14 protein-coding genes, 1 tRNA gene and 1 pseudogene are annotated in these 16,555 nt (G+C 74.0%); 11 read left to right on the top strand and 5 right to left on the bottom strand.

What is annotated here, in order from left to right; all coding sequences use genetic code 11:
• Window positions 1-225: 225 nt before the first annotated feature.
• From ettA to QUE47_RS00305, 4 genes are all read right to left on the bottom strand, one after another.
• Window positions 226-1,908: an energy-dependent translational throttle protein EttA gene (ettA, locus tag QUE47_RS00290; protein ID WP_286218091.1), complete on the bottom strand. Its 1,683-nt coding sequence runs from the start codon at window positions 1,906-1,908 to the stop codon at window positions 226-228.
• Between the two features lie 128 nt (window positions 1,909-2,036).
• On the bottom strand, window positions 2,037-2,672 hold the full coding sequence (locus tag QUE47_RS00295) for a single-stranded DNA-binding protein (protein ID WP_286218092.1): 636 nt from the start codon (window positions 2,670-2,672) through the stop codon (window positions 2,037-2,039).
• Between the two features lie 51 nt (window positions 2,673-2,723).
• Window positions 2,724-4,307, bottom strand: a complete 1,584-nt coding sequence (locus QUE47_RS00300) for a P-loop NTPase family protein (protein WP_286218093.1) — start codon at window positions 4,305-4,307, stop codon at window positions 2,724-2,726.
• The gene (locus QUE47_RS00305; protein WP_286218094.1) at window positions 4,304-5,581 is read right to left on the bottom strand and encodes a hypothetical protein; all 1,278 of its coding nucleotides are present in this window, start codon (window positions 5,579-5,581) and stop codon (window positions 4,304-4,306) included. Before QUE47_RS00305 ends, QUE47_RS00300 begins: the two co-directional genes overlap by 4 nt.
• A gap of 527 nt (window positions 5,582-6,108) precedes the next feature.
• Between QUE47_RS00305 and QUE47_RS00310 the strand changes: the two genes are divergently transcribed.
• The 7 genes from QUE47_RS00310 (at window position 6,109) to QUE47_RS00340 (ending at window position 12,949) form a co-directional block, all read left to right on the top strand.
• Window positions 6,109-6,181 (top strand) — tRNA-Arg (locus QUE47_RS00310).
• A gap of 424 nt (window positions 6,182-6,605) precedes the next feature.
• The gene (locus QUE47_RS00315) at window positions 6,606-7,457 is read left to right on the top strand and encodes a toxic anion resistance protein (protein WP_286218095.1); all 852 of its coding nucleotides are present in this window, start codon (window positions 6,606-6,608) and stop codon (window positions 7,455-7,457) included.
• Between the two features lies 1 nt (window position 7,458).
• A complete protein-coding gene (locus QUE47_RS00320) occupies window positions 7,459-8,031 on the top strand; it encodes a hypothetical protein (protein WP_286218096.1) in 573 nt (190 codons plus the stop codon).
• Window positions 8,028-9,455: an AAA family ATPase gene (locus QUE47_RS00325; RefSeq protein WP_286218097.1), complete on the top strand. Its 1,428-nt coding sequence runs from the start codon at window positions 8,028-8,030 to the stop codon at window positions 9,453-9,455. The genes QUE47_RS00320 and QUE47_RS00325 overlap by 4 nt, the downstream gene beginning before the upstream one ends.
• A complete protein-coding gene (locus tag QUE47_RS00330) occupies window positions 9,452-10,768 on the top strand; it encodes a GlnX family signal transduction membrane protein (protein WP_286218098.1) in 1,317 nt (438 codons plus the stop codon). The genes QUE47_RS00325 and QUE47_RS00330 overlap by 4 nt, the downstream gene beginning before the upstream one ends.
• Window positions 10,769-10,883: 115 nt before the next feature.
• Window positions 10,884-11,816: a glutamate ABC transporter substrate-binding protein gene (locus QUE47_RS00335; protein WP_286218099.1), complete on the top strand. Its 933-nt coding sequence runs from the start codon at window positions 10,884-10,886 to the stop codon at window positions 11,814-11,816.
• The gene (locus tag QUE47_RS00340; protein WP_286218100.1) at window positions 11,813-12,949 is read left to right on the top strand and encodes a hypothetical protein; all 1,137 of its coding nucleotides are present in this window, start codon (window positions 11,813-11,815) and stop codon (window positions 12,947-12,949) included. The genes QUE47_RS00335 and QUE47_RS00340 overlap by 4 nt, the downstream gene beginning before the upstream one ends.
• Before the next feature lie 61 nt (window positions 12,950-13,010).
• On the opposite strand, the gene QUE47_RS17055 is transcribed toward QUE47_RS00340, so the two are convergent.
• A complete protein-coding gene (locus tag QUE47_RS17055; protein ID WP_434019708.1) occupies window positions 13,011-13,355 on the bottom strand; it encodes a hypothetical protein in 345 nt (114 codons plus the stop codon).
• On the opposite strand from QUE47_RS17055, the pseudogene QUE47_RS17060 reads away from it, so the two are divergent.
• The 4 genes and pseudogenes from QUE47_RS17060 to QUE47_RS00350 all read left to right on the top strand — a co-directional run.
• Window positions 13,339-13,443, top strand: a pseudogene (locus QUE47_RS17060) (serine/threonine protein kinase); the annotation flags it as partial. The gene QUE47_RS17055 and the pseudogene QUE47_RS17060 overlap by 17 nt on opposite strands.
• A 29-nt stretch (window positions 13,444-13,472) precedes the next feature.
• Window positions 13,473-13,709 (top strand): protein kinase family protein, encoded by a 237-nt coding sequence (locus tag QUE47_RS16365; protein ID WP_350227605.1) that lies wholly within the window; start codon window positions 13,473-13,475, stop codon window positions 13,707-13,709.
• A 23-nt stretch (window positions 13,710-13,732) separates the two neighbouring features.
• Window positions 13,733-15,268, top strand: coding sequence for a tetratricopeptide repeat protein (locus QUE47_RS00345; RefSeq protein WP_350227606.1), 1,536 nt, complete (start codon window positions 13,733-13,735; stop codon window positions 15,266-15,268).
• Window positions 15,265-16,554, top strand: a complete 1,290-nt coding sequence (locus tag QUE47_RS00350) for a protein phosphatase 2C domain-containing protein (protein ID WP_286218101.1) — start codon at window positions 15,265-15,267, stop codon at window positions 16,552-16,554. The genes QUE47_RS00345 and QUE47_RS00350 overlap by 4 nt, the downstream gene beginning before the upstream one ends.
• Window position 16,555: the final 1 nt, after the last annotated feature.

Consider the following 16,555-nt stretch of genomic DNA (forward strand, 5'->3'; position numbering starts at 1 on the left):
GCGCGCGCCGTGCCTCGCGCAGCATCCAGCAGAGGTGCCCAGCCAGTCATGCCCCGCAGCGCCCAGCGCGTCGCGCACCGTGTGGTGTGCGCCGTGCGTCGTGCACCGTGTGCTCGGCGCCACGACGAGCGACGGCGGGCGACCACGAGGGTCGCCCGCCGTCACGGGTCGTCCATTCTGCACCGGCACGAGGCCGGCACGAGGCCGGCACGCGGCCGGCGGACGTCAGTCGCGCGTCAGGCGGCGGTACGTGATCCGGTGCGGGCGTGCGGCGTCGGCGCCGAGGCGCTCGACCTTGTTCTCCTCGTACGAGGCGAAGTTGCCCTCGAACCAGTACCAGTTCGCCGGGTCCTCCTCCGTGCCCTCGTACGCGAGGATGTGGGTCGCGACTCGGTCGAGGAACCACCGGTCGTGGGAGACCACGACCGCGCAGCCCGGGAACTCCAGGAGCGCGTTCTCGAGCGAGCCGAGCGTCTCGGTGTCGAGGTCGTTGGTGGGCTCGTCGAGCAGGAGCAGGTTGCCGCCCTGCTTGAGGGTCAGGGCCAGGTTGAGGCGATTGCGCTCACCACCGGACAGCACTCCCGCAGGCTTCTGCTGGTCCGGCCCCTTGAAGCCGAACGCCGCGACGTACGCGCGCGACGGCATCTCGACGTTGCCGACCTTGATGAAGTCGAGACCGTCCGAGACGACCTCGAACAGCGTCTTCTTCGGGTCGATCCCGCCGCGGGACTGGTCCACGTACGAGAGGGAGACCGTCTCGCCGACCTTCAGCTCGCCGCCGTCGAGCGGCTCCATGCCCACGATCGTCTTGAAGAGCGTCGTCTTGCCGACGCCGTTCGGTCCGATGACGCCGACGATGCCGTTGCGGGGCAGCGTGAACGAGAGCCCGTCGATGAGGGTCCTGCCGTCGAAGCCCTTGTTGAGCTTCTCGGCCTCGAGGACGACCGAACCGAGGCGCGGGCCCGGCGGGATCTGGATCTCCTCGAAGTCGAGCTTGCGGGTGCGGTCCGCCTCCGCAGCCATCTCCTCGTAGCGCGCGAGGCGAGCCTTCGACTTGGTCTGCCGGCCCTTCGCGTTGGACCGCACCCACTCGAGCTCGTCCTTGAGGCGCTTGGCGAGCTTCGCATCCTTCTTTCCCTGGATCGCGAGGCGCTCCTGCTTCTTCTCGAGGTACGTCGAGTAGTTGCCCTCGTAGGGGTACAGCCGACCGCGGTCGACCTCGCAGATCCACTCCGCGACGTGGTCGAGGAAGTAGCGGTCGTGCGTGACGGCCAGGATCGCACCGGGGTAGGTCGCCAGGTGCTGCTCGAGCCAGAGGACCGACTCGGCGTCGAGGTGGTTGGTCGGCTCGTCGAGGAGCAGCAGGTCCGGCTTCTCCAGGAGCAGCTTGCACAGCGCGACGCGGCGACGCTCACCACCCGAGAGCACGGTCACGTCGGCGTCCGGCGGCGGGCAGCGCAGCGCGTCCATCGCCTGCTCGAGCTGGGAGTCGAGGTCCCACGCGTCGGCGGCGTCGATGGCCTCCTGCAGCTCGCCCATCTCGGCCATGAGCGCGTCGAAGTCGGCGTCCGGCTCGGCCATGAGGGCCGAGATCTCGTTGAAGCGGTCGAGCTTGCCCTTGATCTCGGCGACGCCCTCCTCGACGTTGCCGAGGACCGTCTTCTCCTCGTTCAGCGGCGGCTCCTGCATGAGGATGCCGACCGAGTACCCCGGCGAGAGCCTGGCCTCGCCGTTGGACGGCTGCTCGAGGCCCGCCATGATCTTGAGGATCGTGGACTTCCCGGCCCCGTTCGGGCCGACGACGCCGATCTTGGCGCCGGGGAGGAAGTTCAGGGTGACGTCGTCGAGGATGACCTTGTCACCGTGCGCCTTGCGCGTCTTGTACATGGAGTAGATGAACTCAGCCACTGGCTCTGTTCCACCGTTCGGTCGAGGATGCTGGGCGGACCGACGACGCACGCAGCGCCGTCCGGTCACGGGGGACGCCCGCCCCCGGCCGCTCGGCAGCCTCGGGCGGGCGTCGTCAGCTCCCCAGCCTACGCGCTCGCCCCCACCGGCGTCCCGGCCCGCTCCCGCTCGAGGACGTCCTCCTCCAGGTAGGCGACACCGTCGTCGTCGGCAGAACCCGCCGCCGCGGCAGCCACGTCGTCCACGGCGTCGAGCTCAGCCACGCCGGTGCCGTCGCCCGGGTCGGCGTCAGCACCCTGGTCGACCGAGCCGGCGCCTCCCCCGACCGCCCAGGCGTCACTGGCCACCTCACCGCTCGCGCCGCCCGTCTTCAGGCCGCCTCGCTCGTCGTCGGCGACCCTGCGCGCGCTGACGTGCGCGAAATGCGCGGTGCCCCGCACGAGGTCCGGTCCGAGCGCCGTGGCCTCGACCACGAGGTCGGTCCGCGGTCCGTCCTCGGCCGTCCACTCGTCGACGGCGAGCCGGCCCGTCACCGTGACGGCGTCGCCCTTGCGCAGCGACGCGGCGACGTTCTCGGCGGTCTGCCGCCAGGTCTTGACCGTGAACCAGATCGTTCGGCCGTCGACCCACTCGTTGCGGGACCGGTCGAGGTAGCGCTTGGTGGCGGCGATGCGGAAGCTCGCGAAGCGGGTCCCGTTCTGCGACGTGAAGAGCCGAGGGGTCGTACCGACGAACCCCGCGAGCGTGACGGTGACATCCGACATTGGTCCTCCTGGTGATCGGGCCGGCAGGTTGCCGGCCGCGGACCACCAGGATCAGGAGGCCGGTGCCGTCGCGTCCCCGCCGGTGGTGCCGGCTGTGGACGCGACCTTGAGGTGCGCCCCTGTGGGCAGCCGGATCGACCCGGTCAGCGGGGCGATCCGCTCGCGTTCGCGGGCGGACTGGGCCAGCTCCCGGACCTGGCGGTGCTCAGCGAGCAGCGCCCGGGTGGGGTCGGCGAAGCACTCACCGACGACCGAGGCCACGACCGACCGGCCCCGCTCGCGCACGTCCCGCTCCCGTCGACGCACCGCGCGCCGCATCACCTGCGCGACGACGACCACGAGGACGACACCGACCAGGACGCACGCCGCCGCCCCGACCAGCAGGACGGTCGTCAGACCAGCCTCGAACAGGTCGACGACGCCGAGCACCTCGAGCAGACCGAGGACCCCTGCGATCGCACCGAGGACCATCAGCGCCGCCCCGGTGCGCCTCAGGACCGGGACGGACGCCGGGCCCGTCGTGTCGAGCGGCAGCGCCGACAGGCGACGCTCGAGCCGCTCCCCCACGGTCCGCGACGACGCGACGGAGCCGTCGAGGGAGGCCCGCCAGCCCGGCCTGAGCCCCTTGCCGGCACGGCTCAGCCACCGGTTGCGCGAGACCTCGAGACCGTCCTTCTGCGGCGGCTCGAACGTCGGTCGTCCGTACCCGGACCGCACCGCGTCGCCGACCTGGGCGGCGACGGAGTCGAGGCCCACGGCCTCGGCCAGCGCGTCGACCTCCGTGCCGATCGCGGCGTCGGCGTTCCAGGGCGCGTCCGAGGGCGTCTCGGCGACGAGCCGGGCACCGGCCGTGTCGAGCTCGCCCGCGACCCGGCTGGCCGACACGCTGCGGCGCGCCACCGCGCGCTCCAGGAGGGCCATGACGTCACCCACCCCCTCGCCCGTCGCGGCCGAGACGGTCAGCACGTGCACCCCGTGCAGGCCGTCCTCGACGAGCAGCCGGTCGAGGTCGGCGACGAGCTCGCCCCGGTGCCCCTCCGGCACCGTGTCGATCTGGTTGATCGCGACGACCATCGACGACTCGAGCCCCACGGACTTGCGGAGGTAGTCGGAGTGCAGGGCGTCGTCCGCGTACTTCTGCGGGTCGACCACCCACAGGAGGAGGTCGACGAACGGGAGCACCCGGTCGACGACGACCCGGTGCGCCGGCTCGATGGAGTCGTGGTCGGGCAGGTCGAGGAGCACCAGACCGGAGAGTGTCCCCTCGTCCGCCGCGTCGAGCTCGTGGCCCCGGGTGATGCGCCGCTCGGGGATCACCTCGAGCCAGTCGAGGAGCGGGGTCGCGGCGCCGCTCCAGGCGCACGCCGTGATCTGGGCGGTGGTCGGTCGCCTGATCCCGACGTCCGCGAAGTCCAGGCGCGAGACCCGGTTGAACAGGCTCGACTTGCCCGACCCCGTGCCGCCGGCCAGCGCCACGACCGTGTGGTCGACGCCGAGGTCCAGCCGTTCGCGGACACCCGCGATCGCGGCCCGCACCAGGGTGGACACCTCCGCGGGGACGCGGTCCCCGGCGAGGTCGACCGCCTTCTGGAGGTCGTTCGTCCGGCCCCGCAGATCCTTGTCGTCCGAGGTCATACCATCCTCCTCAGCTCGGCGAGCCGTACCCGCAGACCGGCGCCCGCGCCGTCCGCGAGGGCAGGGACGTCGAGCGCCGCCCTCAGGGGCGCGGCCTCCGCGTCGACGACGTCGCCCGCGCGGCGGGCGAGATCGTCGGTGAGGGGCGCCACGGCGTCCGCCCCCTCGTCGCCCAGGACACGCCCGACGAGGCGACGAGCGTCTCCGCACCCGACGGCAGCGGCGGCGAGCAGCGTGGTGGTGCCGCCGTCGCCGTAGGCCTTGCGGACGGCTGCACCGCGGCGCCCGGCGAGGCCGGAGGCGACCTCCTCCACCCGTCCGAGCCACGCGTCCACGGCGGACCGGGCACGCTCCTCGCGCGCCGTAACCGCGTCGCCGGACTGCTCCTGCGCCGCAGCGAGGACCGACGGGGCACCCGCAGGCGCCCCGTCGTCGCCGAGGGCCGAGGCCAACGCCGAGGCCGCCGACTCGCTGGCCTGGACGAGCGTGCGGACCGTGCTGGCCACCACGACGTCCCGGACCGGCTGGAGGGCGCGTTCCCGCGAGCGTCCCTTGCGCGCGCTGCTGCGGACCTCGCCACCGCGGACTGCCACCCGGTCGACGCGGTGCGCCGCCACGGCGCTCGCCCACGCAGAGGCGACGGGCCCGGCACCGACGGAGCCGTCGGTGATCGCCTCGACCCCGCGCTCACGAGGTCCTGGCAGCGTCTCGTCGACACGTGCCGCGATCGAGCGCGCCGCGGCGCCCTGGGCGTCGACCGCGTCGGCGATGCCCGTCACCCAAGCGGGGAGCGCCGCGAGCGAGCCCTTGAGCGTACGGACGATCACCGATCGCGACCTCTCCGGACCGCCGAGCTTCTGGAGCCAGCGGTAGATGCCGGCCACCTGGTCGGCGTCGAGCATGCCCTCGTGCGGGCCGACGTCCTGCACCACGAACAGCGGCACGTTCGCCATCCCGTGGTCCCGGAGCCGCTGGAGCAGGTCGGAGCGGATCATCACCAGGTTCGCCAGCGGCACCCGGTTGAGGACGACGGCGACGCTCGCCCCGCGCTCCCGGGCGCGGGCGAGCGTCTGCCAGGGCAGCGCGTCCCCGTAGCGCGACGCGGTGGTCGCGAACAGCCACAGGTCGGCGGCCTCGAGCAGCTGCGCCGCGGTGCTGCGGTTCTCGGCGGAGAGCGAGTCGAGGTCGGGCGCGTCGACGAAGGCGACCCCGCGCGGCACGGCGTCGTGCGCGACCTTGCGTGCCGACTCCGCGGCCGGGCCCGGCGCCAGCACGGCCTCGTCCAGGGGTTGTACGCGAGGACGGGCTCACGTGTGGTCGGGCGCAGGACCCCCGCGACGGAGACCTCCTCGCCGAGGATCGAGTTGTACAGGGTCGACTTGCCGGCGCCCGTCGACCCGGCGAGGACGACGACCGCGGGCGAGGAGAGCTCCTTGAGCCGAGGCAGCAGGTGCTCGTCGAGCTGGACGACCAGACGGTCCCGCGCGGCGGCGGACTCGGACGCGCCCGGGATGTCGAGGGGCAACTCCGCCTCCACGACTGCGCGCCGCAGGTCCGTCGCGACGTCGTGCACCGTGGTCCCGAGTCGCCGCTCGGTCCTGGCCTCGACGACGTCGGCGGGCGGGACTGAGGGACCGTCGGTCCCGACGGGGGCGGTGGCTGTCACGTGCTCATCCTTGCTGGCAGGGACGACGATGCAAAAGATGCGCGCCGGGGTGGGGCTGAACCCACCCTACGGAGGGCGCGGAGCCCGCGCGGACCGGCGGGCCGCTTCGCCGGTTCCGACTAGGATCGGCTGCGCGCCCCGATAGCTCAATGGATAGAGCAACGGCCTTCTAATCCGTAGGTTGCAGGTTCGAGTCCTGCTCGGGGCACGACCCCGCCGGACTCGGCGGGAGCGGGCACGCACGAGCAGCAGGACGAGACGCAGGACGAGCAGCAGGACGAGCAGGACAGCCGCCCACCGACGAGGAGCCGGATGAGCGCCACCGCAGCGCAGCCGCACGAACCGGGGCACGCCGGGCAAGGAGACAAAGAGCCGGCGCTCCGGCTCGAGCCGCCCGGCGCCGTCGCTCCCGTGAGCCCGGCGCGCGCCGCGGGCATGGCGCCGGAGGTCCCGGCGACGGAGATCACCTCCTCGACGCCCGCGCCGACGCTCTGCTCACGGCTCTCCTCGCGACGTCGCCGGGCAGTCCGGAGCGCGAGCGGCGCCTGCACGAGATCCGCTCGCTCGGCCGCGCCGAGCTCCAGGACGAGGAGGGGTCGACGGGCCGGCTGGCGGGCGGCACGCACGGCTCGATGCTCGCCGCCGGCGCCTCGACCCGCTCCACCGAGTCGCTCGACGCGCTCCGCCGGACCATCACGTCGCTCGACCCGAACGAGGTGCAGTTCCGGCGGAAGGTCCTCGGCATCTTCCCGGTCGGCGAGTCGCTCGAGTCGTACTTCCGCCGCTACGAGGCAGCGCAGGACCAGCTCGACGCCGTGATCCGGTCCCTCTACGACGACCAGGACGCCCTCCGTCGGCAGAACGCCTCGCTGCGCCTCGAGCAGGAGGCCACCTGGCGCTCGATGGCCGGCCTCAACCGCACGGTGCACGTCCTGTCCCGCCTCGACACCGGGGTCTCCGCCGAGGCCGCGCGGCTCGACGGGGTGGACCCGGCGGGCACGGAGGACCTGCGCGCCGTCGTCCTGCCCACGGTGCGCCGGCGGCACCAGGACGTCCTGACCCGGCTCGCGGTGGCGGTGCAGGCCTATCTCGCGCTCGGCCTCGTGGTGGACACCAACCAGCAGCTGGTCCAGGGGATCGACCGGGCCACGACGACCACCGTGGCGGCCCTGCGGACAGCCGTGGTCACGGCGGGCGCCGTCGCCGGCCGACAGCTGGTCCTCGACCGGGTCGCCGCACTGGACACGGCGTTGCGGGCGGCCGGTGCGGCGGTGGAGGCCGGGACGTCCACGGGTAGCGGGACGGGCGGCAGGACCGGGACCGACGCGGACGTCGAGGCGCTGCGTCGGGCGTTCGACGGGCTCCGCGAGACGATCGACGAGGTCGGCACGTTCCGCGACTCGGCGGCGTCGGTGCTCGGCACTACGCTCGGATCCCTGGAGGCCGAGGTCCGTCGGTCGGGCACGTCGCGCGAGGGGGCTTGACATGGGGTGGTGGCAGGACGTCGTCGGTCGGTTCACGGGTCAGGTGCCTCCGGCACCCGTCCCCGAGCGCCCGGCACCGCCCACGGGCGCCGAGATCGTCGCCGCGGTGGCGCAGGTCCGCGCCCGCGTCGCGCACGACGCGCCCGCGTCGGTGATCGCCCGCGTGGACGGCATCGCGAGCACGGTGGACGAGATGGTGCCGCGGCTCGAGCGGCTCGGGGTCGGCAGCGCGAGGGCCCACACCGTGGTGTCCACGGCGACGAGCTATCTGCCCGAGTCCGTGGGCGCCTACCTCCGCCTCCCCCGCGACTTCGCCGACACCCGCCCGATCGACCGGGGGCGCACGGCGCTCATGGTGCTGTGCGACCAGCTCGACCTGCTCGGGTACACGCTCGACCAGATCTCCGACGCCGTCTCCCGGCAGGACGCGGGCGCGCTCGTCGCGCACGGCAGGTTCCTCGAGGAGAAGTTCGGGCACGCCCCCGACCCGGCTCCGCTGCCGCCGACTCCCCTGCCGCCGGGTCCCGACGACTCGACCGGGCGCCTCGCCCCGCCCGGTGGGGGCACCCGATGACCGCGCCGGGGACCGCGGACCTGCGCGAGGCCATCGACGGCCTGGAGCGCGCCGCCCGCGCGGCGGGCCTCGAACCGGGCGACGCGCTCGCGGAGGCCCGCGTGCTCACGGCTGCGGTGGCCGAGTCCGCCTCCGGCGCGCCCGACGCGTGGGCACGTGCCTGGGGCGTCGCCGACCCACCCGCTGAGTTCTTCCGTGCCGCGGTCCGCGGCAGGCGGTGGCGGACGGCGCCCACGGACCTGGTCCTGCGGCTCGCCGGCGAGGGCTCGTCCCGGACGGCCGCGTACGCCGAGGCGCTCGCTCGCGCCGTCGTCGCCGCCGGGCACCTCGGGTCCCCGTCCCGGGCGCTGCGGGTGTCGGCGCAGACGACGGCTGCGGTGCAGCGCGCCGGTGCTCTGGCCGCGCACGGAGCGGTCCCCGCCGTCCCTGCCCCTGCCTCTCCGTTCGAACCCCGTGCGCCCCTCGCTCCCCCGAGCCCCGAGGGGCCGAGCACCGGGACCGCCGGCGGGGGCGTGCACGACGACCCGGGTCCCACGGGCGAGGGCGGGGCCACGGGAGATCTCCCCGGACGCATGGCGGACGGGGGCCGGCCCGCCGCGGAGACGACGCCAGAGCCCGAGCCGACGCTCAACGAGCTCAAAGAGAAGCTCGACGCCCTGATCGGGCTCGACGCCGTGAAGCACGAGGTGCACCGGCAGACGGAGCTCCTGCGGGTCGAGCTGCTCCGGAGCGATGCAGGTCTCGGCGGGCCGCGACTCACCCGGCACCTGGTGTTCGTCGGCAACCCCGGGACCGGGAAGACGACGGTGGCGCGTCTGGTGGCGCAGATCTACCGGGCGCTCGGCGTCCTGAGCTCGGGCCACCTCGTCGAGGTCGACCGGTCCGAGCTCGTCGCGGGGTACCTCGGCCAGACGGCGGAGCGCACGACGGAGGTCGTGCGCAGCGCACTCGGCGGGGTCCTGCTGATCGACGAGGCCTACTCGCTGGCCGGCGACCAGTACGGGCAGGAGGCGATCGACACACTCGTGAAGGACATGGAGGACCACCGCGAGGACCTCGTCGTGATCGTCGCCGGGTACCCGGGACCGATGGCGGAGCTCGTCGCGTCGAACCCGGGGCTGGAGTCCCGGTTCTCCCGGACCGTGACCTTCGCGGACTACACCGTCGACGAGCTGCGGGAGATCTTCCTCCTGCTCGCGGGCGCTGCCGACTTCGCACCCGACACCGATGCCGTCGAGCGTTTCACCGACCGGGCCCGCGCCGCCGACCGTGGACAGTCGTTCGGGAACGGGCGCTGGGTCCGTAACGTGCTCGACACCGCGGTCGCCCGGCACGCGTGGCGTCTGCGCGACGTCGCCGAGCCGACGCTCGACGACCTGCGGACCCTGACCGCCGACGACCTGCTGGACGAGGAGATCGCATGACCGCCCCCGCCCCGCCCACCATCGAGCCCCCGGCCGCAGCCGACCCCCGCACCGCCGAGGGACCGGGCCGCGGCGGGCGCACCGGTCGCCTTCTCGAATCCTTGAGCCGCACCCCCGGCCAGCTCCGCGTGGCCCTCGCGGTCGCGGTCCTGGCCTGCGTCCTGGTCGCGCTGGTCGGGTTCCGCGCCGGGACCGACCAGTCCGACTCGGTCGACGCGGCCCGCAACGGCGCCGACCGGTCCGTCGCGCTCCAGGAGGTCCGTGCCGATCTCGTCACCGCCGACGCGACCGCAGCCAACGCGTTCCTCGTCGGTGGTCTCGAGCCGACCGCGCAGCGCGAGGACTACGACACCCGGATCGAGGACGCCGCGGCCGGGCTCGCCGGGCTCGCGCGCACCGGCACCGTCGAGGACGCCGGACGCATCGGCGAGGTGTCGGCGGACCTCACCGAGTACACCGGTCTCGTCGAGCAGGCCCGCGCCAACAACCGCCAGGGCTTCCCGGTGGGCTCCGCCTATCTCGACAGCGCGTCGACCCTCCTGCGCGAGGAGATGCTGCCGATGCTCGACGAGCTCGGCGACGACGCGAGCGCCCGGACCGACGCGCGGTTCGACGACACGGCGACCGCACTGCTGCTGCTCGCGCTGTGCCTGCTCGGCCTGCTCGCTCTCGTCGCCGTCCAGGTCTGGCTCGCTCGCCGCACCCACCGCGTCCTGAACGTCGGCCTCGCGACGGCGACCGCGATCGTCCTGATCACGGGTGTGCTCGGGACGGCACTCCTCGCCTCGGTCCGAGGCACCGCCGTCGACGTCCGCAGCGGACCGTACACGTCGGCGACCGCGCTCGCCGCGGCGGAGTCGGCGGCCAACGGTGCGAAGTCCTCGGCGAGCCTGGGACTCATCAAGCGCGGCTCGGGCGAGGAGATCGAGGTCCAGGTCGACGCGTCCCTCGACGAGGCGTTCGACGCACTGAGCGAGGCCGACGCCAGCTCGACGGCGTCGGGGCTCGCCGACGACCTCCAGGCCTGGAGCGACGAGCATGACGAGATCCGGGCGCTCGACGCCGACGGGGAGTGGGAGGCTGCCGTAGCGGCAGCCGTCGACGACGCCCCGGGCGCCTCGAACGACCTCTTCGACCAGTACGTGTCCGGGACCGAGGAGGCGATCGTCGCGGAGGCCGAGACGGTCGACAGCGAGCTGGTCTCCGCAGCCGACCGGGCCGGCGTCGGCGCGTGGGGGCTGCTGATCGGCGGCCTCGTGGGGGCGGTCGCGGCCTGGAGAGGCCTGCACCAGCGAATCGAGGAGTACCGATGATCACGCCGAGACCACGGACACGGGCGACGACCCGACGCCACGGGACCCGCAGCCGGCTCCGGCGCGCGGGAACCGGTGCGACGGCCGGCGTGCTGGCCGCTCTGCTGCTCGCGTCGTGCGCGACCGGCACCGACCGCCGAACTGCCCCCACCGGCGCGAGCACGGGTCTGCCGCAGTCGCGCCCGCCGCGTCAGCGGTGGACGTCGCCCGGACGTCGCTCCCGGTGGCCGACGCGGCGTGCACCGACGCGACGGCGTCGTACGCCCCCGACGGACCGCTGCCGGCGCCCGACGATCTGCCCGACGGCAGCACCATGGCCGAGATCCGCGAGCGCGGCTCGCTGGTCGTCGGGGTCTCGGCGGACACGCTCCTGATGGGCGCGCGCAACCCCTTCACGGGCGACGTCGAGGGTTTCGACATCGATGTGCTGCACGCGGTGTCGGAGGCGATCTTCGGTGACCCGGACCGGCTCGTGCTCAAGGTGATCACGTCCGGCGAACGGATCGAGGTGCTCGAGTCCGACGAGGTCGATCTCGTGGCCCGGGCGTTCACGGTGACCTGCGACCGGTGGGAGCAGATCGCCTTCTCCTCCGTCTACTACGACGCCGGTCAGAAGCTCCTCGTGCCGACCGACTCGACCGCGACGAGCTTCGACGACCTCGACGGCGCGCGGGTCTGCGCCCCCGAGGGCACGACCACCCTGGCCAGCCTCGACGACCACCCGGGCGTCGTCCCCGTGCCTGCGACCACGCACACGCAGTGCCTGGTCCTCTTCCAGCAGGGAAAGGTCGACGCGATCACCGGCGACGACACGATCCTCGCGGGCTTCGCGCGGCAGGACCCCTACGCGAAGGTCGTCGGGGAGCCCCTCAGCGAGGAGCCTTACGGGGTGGGCGTGCGTCAGGACGAGGTCGACCTGGTGCGCTTCGTGAACGCCGTGCTCGAGCAGGTGCGCGAGGACGGTCGTTGGCAGGACTCCTACGACAAGTGGCTCGGCGACCTGGGCGAGGCGACCCCTCCGGAACCGACCTACGGGCGCGAACCGTGACCGCGACGACGACCCGCGCACCGGAGGCACCGGGCCGGCTGGGTGAGGCCGCGGAGCCCCGTGATCTCGAGCGCTACCTCACCGACCTCACCGCATGGGTCACGAGCCGACGCACGGACCTGGACAGGCTCGACGAGGCGATGCTCGCGAGCCCGGACGGCGCTGCGCACCGGCAGGACATCGTCCTCGCGCTGACCCTCTGGGAGGCCGTGCGGGCACGCTCGGCGGAGCTCGCCCGTGTCTGGGACGGCGGGCGCGCGGACCGCACGGTCCGCGAGTCCATGTCCCAGCTCATCTGGGGTCGGCTGAGCTCGGGCGACGGCACCGCGCTGCTGTCCCTCGTGGAGGCCGTACGGCTCTGCGACGCGCTCGCATCCTCCCTGGGCGCCCGCCTCGCGGTCGACCCCCACGCTCTCGACACGAGGGAGCGCGTCCGCTCGTTGCGCGCTGCGCTGGCCCGCTGCGAGGACTCGGGTGCGGACGTCACGGTGTGGCGGCGCAGGCTCGACGACGTGGTGGCGGACGCCGACCGGGGCGCAGACGTCTCGGGCAGGCTCGACGTGCTGGAGACCAGCGTCGCCGAGGCGGAGCGCGACCTCATCGTGGGGGCCGCGCGTCACCAGGAGCTGAGGGCCGACCGCGAGGCGGCCCGCCACCGGGTCGCGGCGCTCGCCCGACGCGAGCCCGACCTGCGCGACCTCGTCGAGCGCGTGCGTCGGGAGATCCTCGACCCGCCCAGGCTCGCCGTCCCCGACGTGTCCCGGCTGGGCCCGGTCCCCGACGCGGCGGACGACGTGGCCCGGTTCCGCGCACGGCTCGACGCGGTGGACCGCGCCATGGACACCGTCGAGGAGGCGTACGCGGCCCCGCTGCGAGAGCGCGCCGGGCTCGGCTTCCGGGCGAGGAACCTCACCGAACGCACCCGGAGCAACGGGCGCGACTCGTCCCCGACCGTGCTCGCGGGCGCGACGGAGGCCGCGGACGCGGTCGGCGCAACTCCCTGCGACCTCGTCCTCGCCCGGTATCTCGTGGACCAGCTCGAGGTCCTCGCCCGTCCGTGGCCCGAGCGCGCGACCCACCCGCACGAGACCTGCGCCGCCGCGGCCGCGGGCCCCGAAGGAGAGAAGCGATGACGACAGCCACCGCGTGCGCAGAACCGGGCTGCCCGGGCACCATCGAGGACGGCTGGTGCAACTACTGCGGCTCCCCCGCCCCGGACCCGGCGACGGCCACCGCCAAGGCCGAGAGCGTCGCCGCGTCGGCGAGCGCCTCCGCAGCAGGCCCGGACTCGGCGGCCACAGCGCTCGCGTCGACAGGCGCCGGCTCGGCTGCGGTGCCGGCGAGCGGGGCGGCCCACCGGACCTCGACCCGGACGAGCTCGAGCCGGCTCGCGTCGTCGGCGCTCGGCTCGGCCCGGACCAGCACACCGGGGAGCCGGATGACACGCCGCGTCGGCTCGACCTCGACGCGGCTGCGCGGGCACCGCCTCGGTGCGGGGCTGACGACGGTGCCGAGCGCCCCGGTGACCGACCCCGGCAACGCCGTGATGAAGGTGCCCGAGGTCCCGGAGCAGAAGCGCTACTGCCCTTCCTGCGGCGGACCGGTCGGGCGCAGCCACGGCGACGTGGCCGGTCGTACGCAGGGCTACTGCCCGAAGTGCGGTTCGCAGTTCGACTTCACCCCCAGCTCGCGGAGGGCGACCTCGTCGGCGGGCAGTACCGGGTCGTGGGCTGCCTGGCCCACGGAGGCCTCGGCTGGATCTACCTCGCCCGCGACCAGAACGTCTCGGGTCGTTGGGTGGTCCTCAAGGGCCTGCTCAACTCGGGCGACGCCGACGCCTACGCCGCGGCCATCTCGGAACGCCAGTTCCTCGCCGAGGTCGAGCACCCCTGATCGTCGAGATCTACAACTTCGCGATGCACGACGGCGCCGGCTACACCGTCATGGAGTACGTCGGCGGCACGTCCTTGAAGGGCATCCTCAACGACCGCCGCCGCGCGGCCGGGCACCACGACCCGCTCCCCGTGGACCAGGCCCTCGCATACGTCCTCGAGGTGCTGCCGGCCTTCGCCTACCTGCACGACAAGGACCTGCTGTTCTGCGACTTCAAGCCCGACAACGTCATCCAGCAGGGCGACGGGGTCAAGCTCATCGACCTCGGCGGCGTGCGACGCACGGACGACTACGAGGCCGCGATCTACGGGACGGTCGGTTACCAGGCTCCCGAGATCTCGGAGCTCGGCCCCTCGGTGGCGTCGGACATCTACACGATCGGTCGGACGCTGGCCACGCTCGTCCTCGACTTCCGTGGGAACACCTCGACGTACGTGGCGTCGCTGCCTCCGGTGGACGACACGCCGGTCTTCCAGCGGTACGACTCGTTCTACCGCCTGCTGAGCAAGGCCTGCGCCGCCGACCCGTCCGACCGGTTCGCGACGGTCGACGAGATGCGGGCGCAGGTCCTGGGCGTGCTGCGCGAGGTCGTCGCCACGGACCGCGGCCCGGGGACCGCCGGGCTCCACTCGGCGGCGTCGGTGCTGTTCGACTCCCCGCGGGCCGACGTCGCGAGCCGCCCACTGAGCTGGGACGAGCTGCCCACCCTGCGCATCGACGAGAGCGACCCCTGCGCCTCGTGGCTGGCCGGCGTCAACGTCGTCGACCCTGACGCGCGGCTGCGAGCGCTGGACGCCGCCCCGACGGCATCCACCGAGGTGCTCCTCGCCCGGGCCCGCGCCGCGGTCGAGGCCGAGCGCTACGACGTGGCACGTGCCGCGGTGCAGCAGCTCCTGAAGGACGACCCCTGGGAGTGGCGCGCTGCCTGGATGGACGGGTTGTGCGACCTGTCCGCGGGCGACCCCGCGGGCGCGGCCGCGGCCTTCAACGCCGTCTACGGCCAGGTCCCCGGCGAGCTGGCGCCGAAGCTCGCGCTCGCGACCGCCTGCGAGCTGTCCGGGGAGTCCGGGGTCGCCGACTCCCTCTACCGGATCTGCGCGCGCACCGACGCCAACTACTCCGCGCCGGCCGCCTTCGGTCTGGCCCGGATCCGTCAGGACGAGGGCGATCTGGACGGTGCGCTGGAGGCACTCGACCAGGTCGGGTCGACCCGCGGGTCGTACGTCGATGCGCGGGTCCGCCGAGCACGCCTGCTGGCCGCCTCCGGCCGGGGACTCCCCGCGCTCGACGACGCTCTCGCCTCGATCGGCTCGGTGCCGGTCCCGATCGACGAGCGCACGGGGCTCGAGGTAGAGGCGCTGACCTCGGCCCTCGACGTGATCCTCGCCGACGGCCCTGAGCCCGACCTCTCGGTCGGCGGCCACCCCGCGACCGAGGCCGGGGTCCGGGACGGTCTGGAGTCCGCGTTGCGGCGCCTCGCCGCGCACACCGACGACCCGACCGACCGGGTCGACCTGATCGACCGGGCCAACGGCGTCCGGCGGTGGACGCTGCGATGAGCGAGCACACGGACGCCACGTCCGGCACCAGGTCGGTGACCTGCCCGGCGTGCGGCGAGGACGGCCCGGCGGGAGCCCGCTTCTGCGAGGGCTGCGGCACGCGTCTGCCCTCGCCACCCGAGCGGACGGCGGCCGGAGACCCGGCGGACCACGCCCGGGCCCAGAGCGCAGCGTGGGGCACCGCGGCCGACGACGCAGCCGAGGGCACGGCAGACCATGCCGCGGCCGAGGGCGCGAAGGACGAGACCGGGGCGAGCCCGGACCCGGCTGGTCACGGCACAGCTGAGGGCACGGCTGAGGGCACGGCTGAGGGCACGGCTGAGGGCACGGCCCAGGACGCTGCCGAGGACACCGCCGCGACGAGACCGGACGACGCAGCGCCGCCGTCGTGCCACGACTGCGGGGGGACCATCGCCGCGGACGGCTACTGCGAGAGCTGCGGTGCGCCGCGCCGCCGCGAGCGGGACCACTGGGTCGAGGAGCCGACGACGGGGGTGGCGGGCGTCTGCGACCGCGGACGCCGCCACCGGCGCAACGAGGACGCGATGGCCCTGCACGCCGACGCCGAGCGGACCATCCTCGTCGTCTGCGACGGCGTGTCCTCCGCCCCGGACTCGGACCGGGCGAGCCTCGCCGCGGCGACCGCCGCCCGGGACCACCTGGCCGCAGCCTCCGCCCACCTGGACCGCGGGCCCGCGTGGTCCGAGGCGCTCACCGCGGCGGTCGAGGCCGCGGAGGACGCGGTCCTGCGGTCGGTGGGCGACATGGCGGACCGGGACGAGCCGCCGTCGTCGACGTTCGTGGCCGCGGTGCTGACCGGGTCCCGCCTGACCACGGCCTGGCTCGGTGACTCCCGCGCCTACTGGGTGCCCGACGGCGAGCAGGCGATCCCGGTCAGCACCGACGACTCGTGGATCGAGGAGATGGTCGCGCGCGGTCTGGACCGCGAGACCGCCGACGCGTCCCCGCAGGCGCACGCGATCACGCGCTGGATCGGTCCGGACTCGGGCAACCACCCGCCCCGGGTCGTCGAGACCCCGCTCGCCGGGCCCGGCTGGGTGCTCCTGTGCTCCGACGGGCTGTGGAACTACTGCGCGTCCCCTGAGAGGCTGACGCAGGTCCTGCGCGCGGCGCAGCAGGGCGCCGCCTCCACCGCCCAGATCGCGGAGCGCCTCGTGCAGTGGGCGAACGACCAGGGCGGTGCGGACAACATCACGGTGGCTCTCGCACGCCACGAGGCTGGTTCCGATAATCTGCGTGACAGCACGCAATCGAAGGAGAGCTGAC

The sequence above is a fragment of the Paraoerskovia sediminicola genome (genome assembly GCF_030296575.1).
GTDB lineage: Bacteria > Actinomycetota > Actinomycetes > Actinomycetales > Cellulomonadaceae > Paraoerskovia > Paraoerskovia sediminicola.

What these genes read in the sequence shown, in the direction of transcription:
- QUE47_RS00295 (WP_286218092.1), bottom strand. Translation starts at nt 2,672, where the DNA reads ATGTCGGATGTCACCGTCACGCTCGCGGGGTTCGTCGGTACGACCCCT.
- QUE47_RS00300 (WP_286218093.1), bottom strand. Translation starts at nt 4,307, where the DNA reads ATGACCTCGGACGACAAGGATCTGCGGGGCCGGACGAACGACCTCCAG.
- QUE47_RS00315 (WP_286218095.1), top strand. Translation starts at nt 6,606, where the DNA reads ATGCTCGCCGCCGGCGCCTCGACCCGCTCCACCGAGTCGCTCGACGCG.
- QUE47_RS00320 (WP_286218096.1), top strand. Translation starts at nt 7,459, where the DNA reads ATGGGGTGGTGGCAGGACGTCGTCGGTCGGTTCACGGGTCAGGTGCCT.
- QUE47_RS00325 (WP_286218097.1), top strand. Translation starts at nt 8,028, where the DNA reads ATGACCGCGCCGGGGACCGCGGACCTGCGCGAGGCCATCGACGGCCTG.
- QUE47_RS00330 (WP_286218098.1), top strand. Translation starts at nt 9,452, where the DNA reads ATGACCGCCCCCGCCCCGCCCACCATCGAGCCCCCGGCCGCAGCCGAC.
- QUE47_RS00345 (WP_350227606.1), top strand. Translation starts at nt 13,733, where the DNA reads ATGCACGACGGCGCCGGCTACACCGTCATGGAGTACGTCGGCGGCACG.
- QUE47_RS00350 (WP_286218101.1), top strand. Translation starts at nt 15,265, where the DNA reads ATGAGCGAGCACACGGACGCCACGTCCGGCACCAGGTCGGTGACCTGC.